Origin of the sequence: Lentzea sp. NPDC003310, assembly GCF_040610935.1 — a bacterium.
In the GTDB taxonomy this organism is placed as follows: Bacteria; Actinomycetota; Actinomycetes; order Mycobacteriales; family Pseudonocardiaceae; genus Lentzea.
This window is the reverse complement of sequence record NZ_JBEXNC010000002.1, coordinates 163,322-180,840: the sequence shown is the minus strand read 5'-3', so window position 1 is coordinate 180,840 and position 17,519 is coordinate 163,322. Positions and strand designations below refer to the sequence as shown.

Annotated in this window: 17 protein-coding genes; 12 read left to right on the top strand and 5 right to left on the bottom strand. The window is 71.0% G+C overall.

Annotation, left to right across the window (positions count from 1 at the left end; translation table 11 throughout):
* Positions 1-73: 73 nt before the first annotated feature.
* The 3 genes from ABZX02_RS03395 to ABZX02_RS03385 are packed head-to-tail and all read left to right on the top strand — an operon-like array spanning position 74 to position 2,433.
* Positions 74-550 (top strand): sigma-70 family RNA polymerase sigma factor, encoded by a 477-nt coding sequence (locus ABZX02_RS03395; RefSeq protein WP_355294500.1) that lies wholly within the window; start codon positions 74-76, stop codon positions 548-550.
* Complete coding sequence (locus tag ABZX02_RS03390) at positions 543-1,571, top strand: hypothetical protein (RefSeq protein WP_355294499.1); 1,029 nt, start codon at positions 543-545, stop codon at positions 1,569-1,571. The genes ABZX02_RS03395 and ABZX02_RS03390 overlap by 8 nt, the downstream gene beginning before the upstream one ends.
* A 58-nt stretch (positions 1,572-1,629) precedes the next feature.
* Positions 1,630-2,433 carry an SAM-dependent methyltransferase gene (locus ABZX02_RS03385; RefSeq protein WP_355294498.1) on the top strand — a complete coding sequence of 268 codons (804 nt, stop codon included), beginning with the start codon at positions 1,630-1,632 and terminating at the stop codon, positions 2,431-2,433.
* Here ABZX02_RS03385 and ABZX02_RS03380 read toward each other — a convergent pair.
* Positions 2,430-4,043: a ricin-type beta-trefoil lectin domain protein gene (locus tag ABZX02_RS03380; RefSeq protein ID WP_355294497.1), complete on the bottom strand. Its 1,614-nt coding sequence runs from the start codon at positions 4,041-4,043 to the stop codon at positions 2,430-2,432. The genes ABZX02_RS03385 and ABZX02_RS03380 overlap by 4 nt on opposite strands.
* 162 nt (positions 4,044-4,205) lie before the next feature.
* On the opposite strand from ABZX02_RS03380, the gene ABZX02_RS03375 reads away from it, so the two are divergent.
* The 7 genes from ABZX02_RS03375 to ABZX02_RS03345 all read left to right on the top strand — a co-directional run bounded on the left by ABZX02_RS03375 (position 4,206) and on the right by ABZX02_RS03345 (position 12,418).
* Entirely contained in the window at positions 4,206-4,712 is a 507-nt protein-coding gene (locus ABZX02_RS03375) for a SigE family RNA polymerase sigma factor (RefSeq protein ID WP_355294496.1), read from the top strand.
* Positions 4,709-5,635: an LCP family protein gene (locus ABZX02_RS03370; protein ID WP_355294495.1), complete on the top strand. Its 927-nt coding sequence runs from the start codon at positions 4,709-4,711 to the stop codon at positions 5,633-5,635. Before ABZX02_RS03375 ends, ABZX02_RS03370 begins: the two co-directional genes overlap by 4 nt.
* Positions 5,636-5,721: 86 nt before the next feature.
* Positions 5,722-8,481, top strand: coding sequence for an AAA family ATPase (locus ABZX02_RS03365; protein ID WP_355294494.1), 2,760 nt, complete (start codon positions 5,722-5,724; stop codon positions 8,479-8,481).
* 144 nt (positions 8,482-8,625) lie between these two features.
* A complete protein-coding gene (locus ABZX02_RS03360; protein ID WP_355294493.1) occupies positions 8,626-9,546 on the top strand; it encodes a hypothetical protein in 921 nt (306 codons plus the stop codon).
* Positions 9,547-9,609: 63 nt separating this feature from the next.
* Positions 9,610-10,125 (top strand): TetR family transcriptional regulator, encoded by a 516-nt coding sequence (locus ABZX02_RS03355; protein ID WP_355294492.1) that lies wholly within the window; start codon positions 9,610-9,612, stop codon positions 10,123-10,125.
* Positions 10,126-10,174: 49 nt separating this feature from the next.
* Positions 10,175-11,251 (top strand): nucleotide disphospho-sugar-binding domain-containing protein, encoded by a 1,077-nt coding sequence (locus ABZX02_RS03350; RefSeq protein WP_355294491.1) that lies wholly within the window; start codon positions 10,175-10,177, stop codon positions 11,249-11,251.
* A gap of 21 nt (positions 11,252-11,272) precedes the next feature.
* A complete protein-coding gene (locus ABZX02_RS03345; RefSeq protein WP_355294490.1) occupies positions 11,273-12,418 on the top strand; it encodes a glycosyltransferase in 1,146 nt (381 codons plus the stop codon).
* Positions 12,419-12,437: 19 nt separating this feature from the next.
* On the opposite strand, the gene ABZX02_RS03340 is transcribed toward ABZX02_RS03345, so the two are convergent.
* The 3 genes from ABZX02_RS03340 to ABZX02_RS03330 form a co-directional block, all read right to left on the bottom strand.
* Complete coding sequence (locus tag ABZX02_RS03340) at positions 12,438-12,821, bottom strand: STAS domain-containing protein (RefSeq protein ID WP_355294489.1); 384 nt, start codon at positions 12,819-12,821, stop codon at positions 12,438-12,440.
* A gap of 211 nt (positions 12,822-13,032) precedes the next feature.
* A complete protein-coding gene (locus tag ABZX02_RS03335; protein WP_355294488.1) occupies positions 13,033-13,386 on the bottom strand; it encodes an ATP-binding protein in 354 nt (117 codons plus the stop codon).
* 50 nt (positions 13,387-13,436) lie between these two features.
* Positions 13,437-14,426: an FAD-dependent oxidoreductase gene (locus tag ABZX02_RS03330; RefSeq protein ID WP_355294487.1), complete on the bottom strand. Its 990-nt coding sequence runs from the start codon at positions 14,424-14,426 to the stop codon at positions 13,437-13,439.
* 70 nt (positions 14,427-14,496) lie between these two features.
* Between ABZX02_RS03330 and ABZX02_RS03325 the strand changes: the two genes are divergently transcribed.
* Positions 14,497-15,366, top strand: a complete 870-nt coding sequence (locus tag ABZX02_RS03325; RefSeq protein ID WP_355294486.1) for a LysR substrate-binding domain-containing protein — start codon at positions 14,497-14,499, stop codon at positions 15,364-15,366.
* A 205-nt stretch (positions 15,367-15,571) separates the two neighbouring features.
* The gene (gene tuf, locus ABZX02_RS03320) at positions 15,572-16,753 is read left to right on the top strand and encodes an elongation factor Tu (protein ID WP_355294485.1); all 1,182 of its coding nucleotides are present in this window, start codon (positions 15,572-15,574) and stop codon (positions 16,751-16,753) included.
* A gap of 85 nt (positions 16,754-16,838) precedes the next feature.
* Here the strand turns inward: tuf and ABZX02_RS03315 are convergent, their stop codons facing one another.
* Positions 16,839-17,504 (bottom strand): DUF6766 family protein, encoded by a 666-nt coding sequence (locus ABZX02_RS03315; protein WP_355294484.1) that lies wholly within the window; start codon positions 17,502-17,504, stop codon positions 16,839-16,841.
* Positions 17,505-17,519: the final 15 nt, after the last annotated feature.

Below are 17,519 nucleotides of genomic sequence, written 5' to 3'. Positions count from 1 at the left end.
TTTCAGCGCCTGTAACCGTTGAAGGTCGCCTCGAGGCGGTTAACGACGCGAGCGGACGCTGAAGGGAAGGCCGTTGAACGCACCGGAGCCGGACCTGGGCTTCGCCGAGTTCTTCCGCGGCTGCCTGCCCGTGGTCACCAAGACCCTCACGGCCCTGAGCGACGACAACCGCGTGGTCGACGACATAGCGCAAGACGCGTTGCTGATCGCACGACACCGATGGAGCGACATCCACGCGTACGACAAGCCCCAGGCGTGGGTGCTCAAGGTCGCGATACGGCTCCTGCGCCGGTGGCAGCAGCGCGATCGGGAAACGCTGCTGGCCGAAGTCCCCGAAGGCGTCCAGCCTGCGGTTGAGGTGGAGGCGCTCCACGCCGCGTTGCGCGAACTCTCCCCCAGGCACCGCGAGGCCGTGGCGCTGCACCACCTGCTCGGCTACTCGGTCGGCGAGATCGCCGCGGTGCTCGTGATCGGCGAGTCGACCGTGCGCACGCACCTCACCCGCGGCCGCGCCGAGCTGCGGCGGATCCTCGGAGGCAGTGATGAGTGAGCTGCTGGAACGGTTCGAGCTCGACGAGGCCGTCGAACGGCAGTACCGGCTGGCCGAGACCGCGGAACGGGCCGGTCGGCTGCGCGAGGCGGCCGCTCACTTCCGGGTCGCCGCCCACCAGCGCCTCGGCGACGCCGCCCTCCGGCTCGCCCACGTCCTGTTCGCACTCGGTGAGGACGCCGAGGCGGCACGGTGGTGCGCCGCCGCGTCGGCGGACGGGTTCCCCGAGGCCACGACGCTGGCCGAGGCGCATTCGGTGGCACGGCAACGGTTCCTGGAGCACGCCGCGCGGATCGCGGTCGGCGCGCCCACGACCGACGGCCTGCCGTCCGCGATGCCGTCCCACCACGTGCCGGCGGAGGTGATCGCGATGCGCACACGCGCGTTGCGGACGCTGGACCAGCGCTACGGCGGAATCGCCTGCCACACCGCGGTTCTGGAGCTGCTGGCCGAGGTCGAGCCGATGATCGTCGACGAGTCCGCCGTGACCGCCGTCGCCGAGCTCAGCGAACTGGCGGGGTGGACGGCGTTCGACAGCGGCCAGCCGGGCACCGCGCTCGCCCACTTCGCGAAAGCGCTCACCCTGGCGGGCCAGGCCGGCGACGAGCCTCTCATCGCGTCCGTGCTGACCCGAGCGGGCCGGATGTTCCTGCACCACAACGCACCGGACGACGCGTTGAGAGCGTTCCAGCTCGGCTTCGTCGCGCCACACCCCGCGTGGGCCGACCGGCACGCGCTCGACGATCCCGCGCAGGCCATCGCCGCCCTCACCACAGTGGTCGACGCACTGGGTGAAGGCCGCGCGCGCACCCTCGCGTTGACTGCCCTCGCCCGCAACCACCTGGCGCTGGGCGCGGTGGACGTCGCGACCGACCTCGCGGGGCAGGCCGTGATCGCGGGCCGCGACGTGCGGTCGGCGCGCGCGGACGACCACCTGCGCCTGCTCGGCCGGGAAGCACTGGCCGCACACGCGTTCGCGCTGGCAGAACAGGTTTCGGCGCGGCTCGCCCGCTCGGCCTGACGCTGTCACCCGATCCGGGCCGATACACCCGTGCACGCATGCGAGTAGGTTCTCCGGCATGGCCGAGCCTTTCTCGTGGGTGCCCGCAGGGATCAACACGGACGTGCCGAGCGCGGCGCGCGTCTACGACTTCCTGCTGGGAGGTGGCCACAACTTCGCGTCGGACCGCATGGTCGGCGACAAGGTGCTGCAGGTCCTGCGCGACGGCCGTGCGATCGCCGCGTCGAACCGCTCGTTCATGCGCCGTGCGGTGTTGCTGATGATGGAGCAGGGCATCACGCAGTTCCTCGACCTCGGTTCGGGCATCCCCACGGTCGGCAACGTGCACGAGATCGTGCAACAGGCGAACCCGGACGCACGGGTCGTGTACGTCGACTACGACGAGGTGGCCGTCTCGCACAGCCAGCTCATCCTGGAGGGCAACGACAACGCGGGCGTCGTGCAGGCGGACATGTGCCGTCCCGACGACGTGCTGTCCGACCCGGTGGTGAAGGGCCTGATCGACTTCTCGCAGCCCGTCGGCCTGCTCATGGTCGCCGTGCTGCACTTCGTCTCGGACGAGAAGGGCCCGGCCGACGTCGTCGCGCGCTACCGCGACGCCATGCCGCCCGGCAGCCTCATCGCGTTGTCCCACCTCACCGCGGACTTCAAGCCGCAGGAGATGGGCGCCGTCGTCGAGGCCATGAAGCACAGCCGCGACCCGATGTACTTCCGTTCGCTCGGTGAGTTCGAGCCGATGTTCGCCGGCATGGAGGTCCTCCAGCCGGGCGTCGTCTCGGCGCCGCAGTGGCACCCGGAACTCGGCCCGGCCGGAGAGGGCGGCCCGGCGGACGTCTACGTCGGGATCGCCCGCAAGGACTAGCGGAACTTCCAGGCCTGCGCCCCGGTTCCGTTGCAGGTCCAGAGGTTCAGGCGGGTGCCGGGCGTGGTCGAGGAACCGGGGTTGTCCAGGCACAGCCCCGACTGCGGGTTCTGCACGGACCCGTCGGACCGCACGCGCCACTGCTGCGCACCCGTGCCGTTGCACTGCCACAGCTGGACGACGGTGCCGTTGGTGGTGCCGCCGTTGTCGACGTCGAGGCACCTGCCGGCGATGGCGATGGTGCCGTCGGCGACGACGCGCCACTTCTGCGCGTAGGTGTTGTTGCAGCCCCAGATCTGGACCGGGTTGCCGTTGGCGGTGCCGCCGGCGTTGTTGTCCAGGCAGAGCGCGGGGTTCGACCTCAGCTCGACGGAGCCGCTGCCGGACGGGTGGCGCAGCGCCGGGAGCGACGGCGTGTTCAGGTGGTAGAAGTCGACGGCCAGGTAGTTCGGGGTCTTGCGGGCGGCCGGTTCGCAGAAGCGCTGGGCGCGGTTGACGAACTTCGAGTTGTCGGTGGACACCGTGCCCTGCATCGGGACGTCGCGGAAGTGGTTCATCACGAACAGCGGGCGGAAGTTCGTCTCGGTCGCGGTGAGCGGCTTGTCGCCCCAGCGGGAGTAGCAGGACCAGTCCGAGGCGCCCAGGCCGCCGCCCATCGACCAGTAGTTCTCGACGGTCCAGTCGCGCTGGTACAGGACACCCGAGTCCTCGCGGCCGTCGCGGCCGTGGTCGGTGAAGATGAGCAAGCGCTTGCCGGAGGCCCTCATCTGCGACAACGTCGGCCAGCCGTGCTCGCGCACGCCCTCGGCGCGGAACAGGACGTCGGTCAGGCCGTTCACGCGCGCCAGCTCGGAGCGCAGGACGTCGGCGGAGACGTAGTCCTCCAGGAACACCGTGACGATCTCGGTGGGACGGGACTTCAGGAAGTCGACCATGCGCTGGAGGTCGACGTTCAGGGCGACCGGGCGGCTGACGGCGGTGCAGCTGTTGTGGCAGAGGATGGCGCCGTCGGGGGTCTGGTGGATGTCGAGCATGAAGCCGCGCACGCCGTCGTTGAGCTGCTGCACGATGCCACGCGACTGGTTCGGGGCGATGTTGGCGAACATGAAGCCGCCGTCGACGCCGTTGGCGTAGGCGTTGTGGGCGGTCAGGAACGTGATCTCGTCCAGGCGCGGGTCGGCCGGGGTCTGCACGCGGACGGGGTTGACCGGCGTGAGGAACCACGTGTCGGCGCCGGTGCCGACGCGGACCTGGTCGGTGCCCGCGGCGATCAGGTAGCGGTCGGCGCCGGGGTCCTTGAAGCGGTACCGGTCCTGGTCGTCGAGCAGGCCGACCCACTGGGCGTCCGGACTCGAGCAACTGACCATCTGGGCAACGTCGCCGGCTCTGCCGAGGCACTGGCCGCCTTCGGAGAGGGTGCTGCCGTTCCAGGAGAACTGCTGGCGGTCCTCGTTGCCCTTGGGGCGGTGCTGGAGGACGGAGGAGCCGGAGACGGCCGCGTTCTGGCCGGTCACGGCGCTTTGCAGGTAGTACTCGCCGTTGGGGGCGGCGGCCGCGTCCACCGGGACGAGCAGCAGCGACAACAGCGCGAGTGCAGGGATGATGCGCATGGGGTGAAGGCTGGCCCACGGACGTGAACATGAAAAGGATTCACACCGAAATCCACCCAAACCGAGACCTCTGTGGTCCGGGCCACACAATCCGGTGCAGCGGACCGGGGTGCGCGCGGGGTTTCCCTCCCCGCAAGCGACCACGGAGAAGAAGGGGGCGGCGTGGGGTTCGACCAGTTCGTCGCTGATCGGCTGGACCGGCTGCTGGGGTACGCCACCGCGATCACCTGCGACAAACACCTGGCGCAGGACATCGTGCAGAACGTGCTGATACGCGCGCAGAGCAGGTGGGAACGCATCGACAAGATGGATGCGCCCTACCTCTACGTGAAGCGCATGGTGACCAACGACTACCTGTCGTGGAGGCGTCGCAAGGCCGCGAGAGAGATCGCCGTGGAACGCGCTGAGCTCGCGCGGCACGCGCCGTCGATGGCCGACCCGGCCGACGCGCACGCCGAACGCGACGCCATGCGCGCACGGATCGCCGTGTTGCCGCGCAAGCAACGTGCGGCGTTGGTGCTGCGGTTCTACGAGGACTGCAACGACGCGGAGATCGCACAGGTGCTCGGGTGCACGGAATCGACCGTGCGCAGCCAACTCTCTCGCGCGCTGCAGACGCTGCGCACTCACGAACTCGCCCGATCCGCGACCCTGGGGGCGCACTCATGAACGACCTGATCCGCCGGGCCATCGCCGCCGAAGCCGAGGAGCGCGTCGACTCCCGCACGGTGCTGGCGAACCTGCACAAGGCCAAGAAGCGCAAGCCGCTGGGCATGATCGTCGGCGTCGCCACGCTGACCGTCGCCGCCGCGGCCGCCGCCGTGATCGTTCCGACCACGATCAAGAAGACCGACGCGGCACCCGCCGGCGCACCCGCGTCCAAAGCGGAGAACGTGCTGCTCATCGGCACGGACGACGTCGGCAACACCGACGCGCTCATGCTCGCGCGCTTCCCGGCGGACGGGCAGGCGGCACTGGTCGTGTCGTTGCCGCGCGACATCCTCGTGGACGAGATCAGGATCAACGGACTCTTCGCCCAGGACCCGAAGAAGCTGACGGACGCCGTCACCAAGACCACCGGCGCGCAGGTCGACCACTGGGCCGCCGTGGAGATGGCGGAGTTCGGCGCGATCTCGCAGGCCCTCGGCGGGGTCGAGGTGTGCCTGAAGGCGGCGTCGTACGACCCGATCACCAGGGCGAGCTTCCCGGCCGGCCGGCAGACCCTGCTGGGCGACCGCGCCCTGGCCTTCCTGCGCCAGCGGCACGGCCTGCCCAACGGCGACCTGGACCGGGCCAAGCGCCAGCAGGCGTTCCTCGTCGGGCTGGCCTCGCAGGTCACCAAGGACAAGGCGGCCGCGCTCGCCCGCGAGGCCAACCGCGCCATCAGGGTGGACGACGGCTGGGACGTGCTGGAGTTCGCGCAGCGCTTCTCCGGTGCGATGGGGATCAGCGTGTCCACCCTCCCGGTGGGCGAGCCCGTCCAGCGCACGACCGGGTACGGGTACGAGGTCGACCCCGCCCAGGCCCAGGAGTTCGTCCACAACGCGCTCGGCGGCCAGGACAAGTCCGGCGGCGTGGACTGCGTGGACTGACGCTCACTCCAATGGAGCATCAAGTCGCCCTTCTGCGCAGCCGATGACCTGCATGTAGCGCGCGAGACGGCCGCTACGATCAATTCGTGCGCGAACCACTTGAACGTGACTCCGAGATCGCGCACATTCGTGAAGCTCTGGACGCAGCCACCCGTGGTGAGGGTCGCGTCGTCGTCATCGAGGGCCGTGCGGGCATCGGCAAGACCAGGCTCGTGCACGAGTGCCGCGAGCTGGCCAAGGAGCGCGGGTTCGGGCGGCTGCAGGCGGTGGGCGACGCGCTGGAGAGCGCCATGGCGTGGGGCGTCGTCCGGCAGATGGTCGAACGGTCGGTGTCGCGGTACTCCGGCGAGATCCGCGAGAAGATCCTCGCCGGGCCGTCCGGGGCCGCGCTGAAGGCCCTGGACGACGCCGCGCTCGACCCCAGCCAGGCCGAACTGGCCCGCACGCTGCACTCGCTGTGGTGGGTCGCGGTGGACCTCTCGTCCACCCGCCCGCTGCTGATCACGGTCGACGACGCGCACTGGGCGGACCACTCGTCGCTGCAGTTCCTCGTCTACCTGTCCCGCCGCATCGCGGACCTGCCGATCGCGCTGGTCGTCGCGACGAGGCCGCCGAGGGACAACTCCGGACCGCTCGCGCAGCTCAGCGTGTCCGCCGACCGGTTGCTGCCGCGCCCGCTCACGACGGACGCGCTCAGCGCGCTGGTCGGCGGGCACCCCGAGGTGATCGCCGCCCTGCACGCGGCCAGCGGCGGGAACCCGTTCCTGTCCGGCGTCCTGGTCGACGAGCTCGCGGCCCTCGGGCTGCCGCTCGACGACGCGGCGACGGCGCAGGAGGTCGGCACGCTCGGTCCCAGCACCGTCTTCCGCGCCACGCTCGGGCGTCTGCCGGCCGAGGCCGTGTCGCTCGCGGGCGCGGTCGCCGTCCTCGGCACGCACGCCGATCCCTGGCAGGCGGCGGAACTGGCGGAGGTCGGCGACCTCCCGGCCGCGGTCGAGGCGTTGACGGCGGCCAACGTGCTGGTGACCGGTGAGCACCTGGAGTTCGTGCACCCCGTTGTGCGCGAAGCGGTCCTGACCGGACTCGGGCCGATCGCCCGCGCCTCGCTGCACGCGCGCGCCGCGAAGTCGTTGCACGAGCAGCACGCACCGGCCGACCGGGTGGCCGCGCACCTCGTCCACGCTCCCAAAGGGACACTCCCGAACGCCGCGGAGGTGTTGCGCAAGGCGGCTGCCACGCTGCTCTCGGCGGGAGACGCGCGCACGGCCGCAGGTCATCTGACGCGCGCGGTGGACGAGAAGCCCGGCGACGCCGCACTGCGCGCCGAACTGGGACGCGCGTTGCTGCGGGTCGGCGACGCGGTGAACGCGCACCGGCACCTGAAGGCTGCGGCACAAGGACTTCCGGACGCGGAACTGGTGGCCGCGGCGGCGTCCGCGACGGCCGCGCTGGAGGGTCCGGCGGCGGCGATCGCGGAGCTCACCGAGGCCATCGAGGCGCGCCCGGACGGCGAGTCGCGCCTGCACCTGGAGGCACGGCTGGCGGTGTTCCGCTCGTTCCTGCCCGACCAGCGGCAGACCGCGTCGGCCCACCTGAGCGCGTACGCGGGCCTCGCGGGCAGCACTCCGGACGAACGCACGTTGCTCGGCCTGCTCGCCCAGATGGGACGTTACGAGGTGTGGCCGCACGACGAGGTGGCCACGACCGCGACGCGCGCGCTCGCGAACGGCGCGTACCTCGACGACGCGACGGGCAGCACGGACGCGATGGTCGCGTGGCTCGTGGCGCTGCTCGCGCTGATGGCCGCGGACGGCGTGGACACCGCACGGCACGAGATCGAGCGTGCCCGGTTGAAGGTCCGCCGGCACGGCTCGCCGATCGAGTTCGCGATGGTGGCCAACGCGTCGCTGTTCCTGAACTGGCGCTGCGGCAACATGCAGGCCGTCGAGGCGGAGGCCGAGGGCGCGCTGGCCGCCGTGGCGCACGAGGACCCGGTGTCCGAGGTGATCAGCCTGCGCGCCACCTCCACGCATTTCGCGGTCTACGCGGCTCTCGAACGTGGTGACGTCGAAGCGGCGAGAGCGTTCATCAGTGCGTTCGACGGCACTCACGCCGATGCACGGCTCACGATGCCGATGATCTGGTTGCACGAGGTGCGCGCGTTGATCGCACTGGCTGAGGGCGACGCACGGCGCGCGATGGCCGAGGCGTACCGCCAGCGCGACGCGATGCACCAGGTGCACGTCGATCCCCCGACCATCCCGTGGCGCGCGGTGGCCACCCGTGCCGCGTTGCTGCTCAACCAGCACGAGCTCGCGCTCGAACTGGCCGCCGAGCAGCTGGAGGTGGCGCGCAAGTGGGGTGCGGCGACCGAGGTCGGCGCCGCGCTGCGGTTGCTCGCGCACGCGGACCCGGACGCCCGGCTGGACCTGCTCACCGAGTCCGTGTCCGCGCTGCGGGAGTCGCCGTCCCGCCTGGAACTGGCCCGTTCGCTCGTCGACCTGGGCGAGGCGCTGCGGGTCGCGCGCCGCCGGACGGACGCGCGCGAGCCGTTGCACCAGGCGATCGACCTGGCCGAGAAGTGCGGCTCGGCGGTGCTGCGGACCCGCGCGGTCGAGGCGTTGGAGGCACTCGGCGACCGGCCGCGCCGACAGGTCGTGGTGGGGGCCGAGGCGCTGACCGCCTCCGAACGGCGGGTGGCCGACCTGGCCGCGGCGGGCCGGGCGAACCGGGAGATCGCGCAGGAGCTGTTCGTGACGCCGAAGACGGTCGAGAACCACCTCGGCCGGATCTACACGAAGCTCGGAATCGCAGGTCGCAAGGACCTGGCCGCCGTACTCGCCTAGAACAGAGCGACGTGGGGGTGTGCCTGATACACCCAACTTTCCCGCATGAGGGTTGAGGGATCTCCCCTCATGCCTTTGGGGGTCCGCCTCGACGAATCTTGTGTCACCGCAGGGGAAACACAGGAACTCGAAGGGGACACCGAAATGATCCGCAACGCTCTGATCGCCGCCGCCGCCCTGACCGCCGTCGTCGCCCCCGCCACCGCGGTGGCCGACCCGATCATCGGCACCCCGCCCCCGTGCGTCGGCGCCGCCGACCTGGTGGGCCCGGACTTCAACGTCAAGAAGTGCGGCGTCAGCGACGTGGACCAGCACCGCGCCGGCCTGGACAACAACGGCAACGCGTACTGCGGCCCGGCGTCGCTCTACAACGTCCTGCACTACTGGGGCCACGAGAAGGACGCGCCGGTCGGCTGGCTGACCACCAAGGTCGGCAACCTGAACCCGAAGGATCCCGCCGACTACAGCGTCATCACCAACTCGATCGGACGCATCGGCGTCGACGCGAAGTACGACGGCGGCACCAACCTCACGAACCTGCGCAAGGCGTGGGACATCGCCACCGCGCCGGCCCGCAACGCCGGGTGGACCACCTCCGCCGGTGCCGTGAGCACGCACGAGAACCCGGACTTCGCCGGCAACCTCGCGAAGAAGCTCAACGAGGGCCCGATCCAGCTCGTGTACGGCCGCTACAAGGCGGGCCCCACGACCGGTTCCCTGCAGCGCAGCGGTGGCCACATCGTCACGGTCGTGTCCGCGACCGGCTCGTTCGGCGGCAACACGATCCAGCTGAAGCTCGCCGACCCGGGCCGCGCGGGCGACAGCGGCGAGGGCAACTACCTCTACACCCAGTCCGCGTACGAGTCGCTCGACGTCACCCTGACCAAGCGTTCGATCAAGGAGTACGTGCCGGTCAAGGACGACGAGAACACCCGTGAGGACGAGTCGCTCGAGCCCGGCACCTACCGGACCGTGACGCGCTGGGAGCTCACCGGCCCGCGCTACGTCAGCGACACCACCCGTCAGATGGTCGAGGCCTTCAACTGGTTCGACATGGCCAAGTGAATCCTCGGTTAGGGAAGGGCCGCACCTCTTCAGGGGTGCGGCCCTTCGCCATAACCTGGTCCCATGCACAGCCGCGATCGGGAACGCACCCGCCGCCGGTTGCTGGACGCCGCGTTCGTCGAGTTCGCCGCCCACGGGATCGCCGGGGCGCGGATGGAGCGCATCGCCCGCATCGCCCGGTGCTCCGCGGGCCTCGCCTACAACTACTACGGCGGCAAGGACGAGTTGTTCGACGCCGTGCAGTCCGAGGTGGTGGGGGCGGCGGTGGTGGAGTTCGACGCCCGCGACCTGCCCGGCTACGCGGCCCGCCTGTACGACCTGCAGCACCGGCACCCCGAGTTCGCGCGGCTCGCGACGTGGCAACGGCTGGAGCGGCGCGGGTCGGTCAGCCGGGTCGCCGACGTCGAGGCGATCCGGGCGGCGCAGGAGGCGGGGACGGTGTCGGCGCGGTTCTCTGCCGAGCAGGTGTTGCAGCTGGTGCTGTCGGTGGCGGGGATGTGGTCCGGTGGGAGTGGGGCCGACCACCGGGAGCGGCGGCGGTGCGTGGAGGACGCGGTGCGGCGGCTGGTGGAGCCGTAGCCCGGTTCGATCACCGGAGCACCCGCTCACACGAGGTTAACCTGGACCTATGCGTGTTCTCGTGGTCGCCGCTCCCCTCCTGGGTCACGTCTTCCCGCTGGTCCCCCTGGCCCTGGCACTGCGCGAGCAGGGCCACGAGGTCGTGGTCGCGACCGGCGGCGAGGCGCTGCGGGTCCGCGAGTCCGGCCTGCCGGTCGAGGACGTCGTGCCGTCGAACGTCCGCTTCGGACCGATCGCCCTGCGCATCATGCTCGCGCATCCGTTGGTGGCCAAGAGGGAGCTGCGCGGCAGCGGCAGGCTCGACTTCGTGTCGCGGATGTTCAGTGCGGTCGGGGACGCGATGACCGCGCCGTTGCAGGCCTTCGCGCGGACGTGGCGGCCGGACGTCGTGGTGCACGAACCGCTCGCCGTCGCCGGGTCGACGCTGGGGGTGCCGTCGATCGTCCACGACGTGTCGGTCTTCGACGGACTGGTGCTGACGGCCGCGGTCGGTGCGCGGATGAAGGCCGAAGTGCGTTCTCCCGCAACGGTTCTGCGGACGGCGCCGGGCTCGCTCGCGCGGTTTCCCGGCGGGGTGCCGCTGCGGTTCGTGCCCTACAGCGGGGGCGGGGAGGTGCCGGGGTGGCTCGCGGAGCCGTCCGGCCGGCCGCGGATCCTCGTCAGCCGCAGCACCGCGCCCGGTCCCGGGTCCGGACGGATGATGGCGGCCGTGGTGGAGGTGGCCGAGCAGGTCGACGCCGAGTTCGTGCTCGTGCGGCCCGAGCGGGAGAGCGGGCTGCCGTCCAACGTCCGCGCGGTCGGGTGGGTGCCGATCCCGCGGGTGCTGCCGTTCTGCGACGGGATCGTGCACCACGGTGGCGCGGGGACGCTGCTCGGCTCGCTCGCGGCCGGGGTGCCCCAGCTCGTCGAGCCGGGACCCGGTGACCGGACCACGCACGCGACGGTGCTCACGGCGCGCGGGGCCGGGCTGCGGGCCGCGCCCCGCGAGATCACGGCGGCGCTGCTCACGCGGCTGATCGAGGACTCGGCGCTGCAGCGGGCCGCCGGCGAGGTGCGGGCCGAGATCGCGGCGATGCCGTCACCCGCCGAGGTGGCGGAACAGTGGGAAAGTCTCCCGCAAGAATAGAAGAAGACCTAATGTGGCCGGGTGCGCATTCTCTTCTCGAGCCTAGGCTCACACGGACACGTTTACCCGATACTTCCGCTCGCGATCGCCGCGCGAGCGCAAGGACATGACGTTCTCTACGCCGTCGACCCGGGATTCCACGCGACCGTGGAAAAGCTCGGGCTCACCGTGGTCGACGCGGGCATCAGCATCTGGGAGGCGTTCCGCCAGGCGAACGCCCTGCACGGCACGGCGGAGTTCCGCAGGGACATGCTGCGCCAGACCGCCGTGGACGCGTTCGGATCCGTGCTGCCCAGGGCCTTCGTGAACGATCTGGAACCGGTGCTCGAGCGGGACAAGCCGGACCTCGTCGTCTTCGAGCTCATCAACCCCGGCGCGGGCCTCGCGGCCATGCGGGCGGGCATCCCGGCGGTGTGCCACGGGTTCGGCAAGATGGACGAATCGCTTGTTCCGGAAGCCATGAGCGAACTGCTCCTCGAGTACGTCGCGGAACTCGGTATCACTTTGCCCGATGGGCACCATTACGGACTCGGATCGCCGTATATCGACGTCTTCCCGCCTTCTTTGCAGAACCTCGACTTTCTCTCGGACGTCGAGCGAATTCCGCTGCGGCCGGTTCCGTTCGCCGAACCGGACGAATTGCCCGAGTGGGTCGTCCGGCACGAGAAGCCGCTCGTCTACCTCACGTTCGGCACCGCGTTCTCGAACCCGGACGTGCTGCGGACCGCGGTCACCGGCCTGTCCGGGGTGGACGCCGAGGTGCTCGTCGCGACCGGGCCGCAGGTCGACCCGTCCGCGCTGACCGACGTGCCGGGCAACGTGCACGTGCTCCCGTGGGTGCCCCAGGCGGATCTGCTCGCGCACGCAGATCTCGTCGTGCACCACGGCGGCGCGGGCACGACGGTCGCCGCGATGACGAACGCCGTGCCCCAGCTCGTGCTGCCGCAGGGCGCCGACCAGTTCCGCAACGCCGAGATCGTCGAGGACACCCGGCTCGGCGGACGGCTCGTCGGCGAGGACTTCACCGCCGACGCGTTGCAGGAGCTGGCACGGAAGTTGTTGCAGGACAACGAGGTTCAGGCCGCCAACGCGAGGATCGCCGCCGAGATCGCGGCCATGCCGTCCCCGGACGACGTGGTGCCGAAGCTCGTCGAACTGGCCGGCTGACGGACGTGCGGACCGGTGCCTACTCGCTGGGCACCGGTTTGAGCGCCGCGACCGCCTCGTCGACGGAGTCGTAGAGCGCGAGGACGTCGGCCACACCGGTGACCTGCAACGGCCTCCTGACGGCCCGCTGCGGCGCCACGACGTGCAGCTTCTTGCCGCGCTCGTCGGCCATCTCGTGGGCGGAGATCAACGTGGAGATGCCGGTCGACCCGAAGAAGCTGACCAGCGTCAGGTCGGCGACCAGCGCGGGCCCCGCGGTGGTGAACCCGGCGCGCACGGCGTCCAGCACCTCGTCGGCCGTGTCGACGTCGATCTCCCCCTCGACCTCGACGACCACCACTCCGGCGACCTCGGCGGCACGCACCGTGAGCAGCGGCGATTCCTTGAACTCTTCTTCGTTCACCAGCACTCCCCGGTGGCCGAAGCGCACGAGACTCGGACTCCGAGCACGCTGCTGAACCCGGCTACATCCCCGACGTTACGGCCGTTGCTTCCACGCCACAACCTACCTGCTCGCCTACCTCCGGACGGCGGCGACCAGTCCGGTGACCCGGCAGGGGAAGGGGTGGTCCACAGTGGACACCGACGGTGACCGGGCGGCGCCGCTGGGCGCACTACGCCGTCAGCTCGCACCAGACCACCTTCTGACCAGCCAGTTCGACGACTCCCCAGCGGTCTGCGAGAACGGCGGCGAGGCGGCGGTGCGCCCGCGGCTCGGACCGCGCGTCGTCCACGACCTCGACGCGCACCCGATCGGTACCGGCCCGCAGGCGCACGACCGGGCGGCCGCCGTGCCGGACGGCGTCCGCGGCGAGCTCGTCGACGACCAGCACGACGTCCTCGTGACTGCCGCGGTAGCCGCAGGTGAGGACGGTGCGTCTGGCGAAGTCGCGGGCGAGGGCCACCCCGCCGCTCCGGTCGGTCTCCGGGAGGGAGAACACCGCTTCGGTGAGCGCGCTCGTGGCCACCGGACCACCGTGCCGCAGCGGAGGCCGTCGGGCAACCTCGGCGCCGGTCGTCAGCCGACGGCGTAGCGGAAGTTCCGCGCCCGCCCGACCACGAACGGGCGCACCGCGTCGAACACCTCTTCGTGCTGCTCCGCGACGCCGAGCCGCGGTGAGATGAGCTTGAGCAGGTGGGTGGCGCCGGCGCCCAGCGCTCCGCCGAGGGGCAGCAGTCCCAGGAAGGTCTCGGAGCTCTCCGCGATCTCCCTGGCCCGCTGCAGGGCGTCCAGCGGCAGCCCGTCCAGCAGCACGTTGTCGCCCTGGTAGGCGTGCGGCGGCAACGGCCTGCCCGCGGCCTGCGCGAACGGCTTCACGCCGAACTCCTCCTTCAGCACGGGCGCGACGCGGAGGTGCCCGATCTCGAACGGCCTGGTGCTCGCGAACGTGACGCGGACGACGTCGCCGAGGGTGGTGAGCGCCGGCGTGACGTGGCCGGGCAGGTCCCAGTCGTGGAACGCCGCGAAGACCGCCTCCGCGTGCCGGGCCTCGAAGAACATCTCGCCCGCGTGCACCTCGGGGATCGGCAGGAGCTCGAACTCCAGCGCGGTGATCACGTCACCGACCTGCTCGGTCCTGCGCACGCGGTCGCTCGCGAGGCCGAACTCCCTGGCCAGCACGCTGTACCCGCCACCGAGGGTGTAGCCGACCACGCCGACGTCGCTCGCGTCGCCGCTCAGCGGGGCGAGGCCGTGCGGCGCGGCCTGCTCGACCACCTGCTGCCACACCGCGCCCGCCTCGGCCCGTGCGGTGCGGGTCGAGGCGTCGACCTCGACCCCGTTGAGGCGCCGGGTGGAGATGAGGACGCCGGTGGTGGCGGTGGTGAGGCCGTGACCGGTGGCCTGTACGGCGTGGTCGAGGCCGCGGGCCTCGGCGTACTCGACGGCCTCCTCGACGTCCTGGACGCTCTCGACGGCGAAGACCACCTGCGGTTCGTGGCGGAGCCCGGTCTGGAAACCGCTGCGTTCCTCGTCGTAACCGGCGTCTCCGGGGCGGAAGATCTGCATGACTCCAGGGTCGTTCGCCTGCGGCTATATGTCCAAGATCTAGTTGTGCTCGTTCCTATAATCGTTGGTTATGGAGCTTCGGCAGCTGGAGTACTTCGTCGCGGTCGCGGAGTCGGGGTCGTTCACGCGGGCGGCGGAACGGGTGCACGTCGCGCAGCCCGGCGTCAGCGCGCAGGTCCGGCGGCTGGAGCGCGAGCTCGGGCACGACCTGCTGGACCGCTCCGGCCGCACCGTGACGCTGACCGACGTCGGCGCGGCGGTGCTGCCGCTCGCCCGCGCGGCGCTCGGGTCGGTGGAGTCGGCGCGGCGGACCGTGGAGGAGATGGCCGGTCTGGTGCGCGGCGCCGTGCGCGTCGGGATGGTCGTGTCGTGCGGGATCATGGACATGCCCGAGCTGCTGGCGGCGTTCCACGAGAGGTTCCCTGCCGTCGAGATCACGTTGGCGGAGGCCAACTCCGATGAGCTTGCCGCGTCCCTTGTGGACGGTTCACTGGACCTGGCGCTGATCGGGTACGCGGGTGCGGCACCGGCCGGGCTGGCCGTGCGCGTGCTGGCCGACGAACCGCTCGTGGCCGCTGTGACCGACACAGATCCCTGGCACGGCAGGGAGTCCGTGTCCGTGGACGAACTGCTGGAGCGCGGGCTGATCAGCCTGCCGCCGGGCACGGGCCTGCGCGGCGCGCTCGACGCCGCCTGCGGTGCCCGCCGGCCGCGGATCGCGTTCGAGGCGTCCGCACCCCCGATGGTGATCACGCTGGCGCGGCGCGGGCTCGGGCCGGCGGTCCTCGCGCTGTCCATGACCGAGGGCCTGCACGCCGTCCGGATCACCGACCCGGTCCCGCACAGCCGGCTCGCGTTCGCGTGGCGCGCCGAGGGTCCGCACAGCCCGGCCGCGCGGGCGTTGATCGGGCTCGCGGAAAACCGGGTGACAACGGTCTAGACCGCCTGTCACGATCGACGCATGTTCCTGACGGCTGAGCTCGACACGCACGCGGGTGTTCCCGCGGGTGCGCTCGCCGTCGCCTCGGCACAGCCGGCCGGCGCCCGACTCTGACCCTTCTCCAGTCCATCCTTCAGGACCGCTGGAGGAGGGTGGTAGCGGTCCGCGGTTCTGAGCCCTCCGCTGTTCCTCAGAGGAAATGGACATGAAGCAAGAGTTCGTGCGTGCCAAGCCGCACCTCAACATCGGCACCATGGGGCACGTCGACCACGGCAAGACCACGCTGACCGCGGCCATCACCAAGGTCCTGTCCGAAAAGGACCCTTCGGGCACGACCTTCACGGCGTTCGACCGGATCGACCGGGCGCCGGAGGAGCTGGCCCGCGGCATCACGATCAACATCGCGCACGTCGAGTACGAGACGCCGACGCGGCACTACGCGCACGTCGACATGCCCGGCCACGCCGACTACGTGAAGAACATGATCACGGGTGCGGCGCAGCTGGACGGCGCGATCCTCGTGGTGTCCGCGGAGGACGGCACGATGCCGCAGACGCGCGAGCACGTGGTGCTGGCGCACCGAGTGGGCGTGCCGCACGTGGTGGTGGCGCTGAACAAGGCCGACGCGGTGCACGACCCGGAGCTGCTCGACCTGGTGGAGCTGGAGATCCGCGACCTGCTCTCGCAGTACGGCTTCGACGGCGACGCCACCCCGGTCGTGCGGGTGTCCGGCCTGCGCGCGCTGCAGGGCGACCCGCGGTGGACGCAGTCGGTGGTCGACCTGCTCGACGCCGTGGACGCGCACGTCCCGGTGCCGGAGCGGGACGTCGCCGGCCCGTTCCTGATGCCGATCGAGAACGTGCTGACCATCACCGGTCGCGGCACGGTCGTGACCGGCGCGGTGGAGCGCGGCGTGCTCGGCCTCGGCGACACGGTCGAGGTGCTCGGTCTCGGTGCCACGGTCACCTCGGTGGCCACCGGCATCGAGACGTTCGGCAAGCCCATGCAGCAGGCCCGGGCGGGAGACAACGCCGCGATCCTGCTGCGCGGGGTGAAGCGCGGCGACGTCCGGCGCGGCCAGGTCCTGGCCCTGCCGGGCAGCGTCGCGCCGCACACCCGGTTCCGCGCGTCCGTGTACCTGCTCTCGCACGCCGAGGGCGGCAGGCACACGGGGATCGCGTCGAACTACCGCCCGCAGTTCCACTTCCGCACCGGCGACGTCGTCGGCGTGGTGGAGCTCGACAGGCCGCTGGCGCTGCCAGGTGACACCGTCGAGGTCGTGGTGGAGCTGGGCAAGGCGGTGGCGATGGACACCGGGCTGGGCTTCGCGATCCGCGAGGGCGGCAAGACCGTGGGTGCCGGCACGGTCGGCGAGATCCTCGCCTAGGCGGCGGTGACGGCCCGAGAAGGTGGTCGCGCTGCCTTGATGGGCGCGGCGGGACAACCCCTTTGTCCCGCCGCGCTCCGCTGTCCTAACCGGACCTGTCGCTCACCGAGTGCGGCGCGCCGACCGGCTTCGACTCGGGCGACCCGCGCTGCCGCAGGTACACGCTGAGGATCGCCATCGACGCGATCGCCAGGAACTCCGACTGCCAGTTCTGCAGCGACCGGTTCCAGAAGTCCGCGCTCAGGAAGTAGTCGAACAGCCCCATCTTCTCGGCCAGCGGGTCGGAGTTGTTGGCGTACCAGCCCGCGACCCACTGCATCGACCACGAGAAGAGGAACAGCACGAGCATCGCGAGCCCGAGCGACTTCGAGTAGAACGCGGTGCGCCAGCCGCCCGCCTTGGCCCACTTCGGCGAGTCCGGCTTCACGTACGCGCCGACCTGCTGTTCGCGATCGGTCTCCCGGCCGGCCTTCTCCGCGGGCTTCGACTCGGTCGAGCCGCGCTGGATCAGCCAGACGGTGGCGGTGACGTACAGGAAGAACTGCAGGTACTCGGACTGCCAGTTCTCCACCACATCGACCAGGAAGTCGGCGGAGAACAGGTACGACCCCAGGGACATCAGCGGCTGCCCCAGTGCGGCCTGACGCTCGTTGTAGTCGGCGTGGCCCGCGAAGAACTGGCCCACCAACGCCGCGAGGAACAACCCGCCGAAGACGAGCGTCAGGCTGTGCTCGCGCAGGAATCTCCTCATAGGAGCGGTTGCCCT

Excerpts from the sequence above, each read along its gene's own strand:
- tuf (WP_355294485.1), top strand. The coding sequence starts at position 15,572 with ATGAAGCAAGAGTTCGTGCGTGCCAAGCCGCACCTCAACATCGGCACC.
- ABZX02_RS03390 (WP_355294499.1), top strand. The coding sequence starts at position 543 with ATGAGTGAGCTGCTGGAACGGTTCGAGCTCGACGAGGCCGTCGAACGG.
- ABZX02_RS03325 (WP_355294486.1), top strand. The coding sequence starts at position 14,497 with ATGGAGCTTCGGCAGCTGGAGTACTTCGTCGCGGTCGCGGAGTCGGGG.
- ABZX02_RS03380 (WP_355294497.1), bottom strand. The coding sequence starts at position 4,043 with ATGCGCATCATCCCTGCACTCGCGCTGTTGTCGCTGCTGCTCGTCCCG.
- ABZX02_RS03370 (WP_355294495.1), top strand. The coding sequence starts at position 4,709 with ATGAACGACCTGATCCGCCGGGCCATCGCCGCCGAAGCCGAGGAGCGC.
- ABZX02_RS03360 (WP_355294493.1), top strand. The coding sequence starts at position 8,626 with ATGATCCGCAACGCTCTGATCGCCGCCGCCGCCCTGACCGCCGTCGTC.
- ABZX02_RS03385 (WP_355294498.1), top strand. The coding sequence starts at position 1,630 with ATGGCCGAGCCTTTCTCGTGGGTGCCCGCAGGGATCAACACGGACGTG.
- ABZX02_RS03350 (WP_355294491.1), top strand. The coding sequence starts at position 10,175 with ATGCGTGTTCTCGTGGTCGCCGCTCCCCTCCTGGGTCACGTCTTCCCG.
- ABZX02_RS03315 (WP_355294484.1), bottom strand. The coding sequence starts at position 17,504 with ATGAGGAGATTCCTGCGCGAGCACAGCCTGACGCTCGTCTTCGGCGGG.
- ABZX02_RS03330 (WP_355294487.1), bottom strand. The coding sequence starts at position 14,426 with ATGCAGATCTTCCGCCCCGGAGACGCCGGTTACGACGAGGAACGCAGC.
- ABZX02_RS03355 (WP_355294492.1), top strand. The coding sequence starts at position 9,610 with ATGCACAGCCGCGATCGGGAACGCACCCGCCGCCGGTTGCTGGACGCC.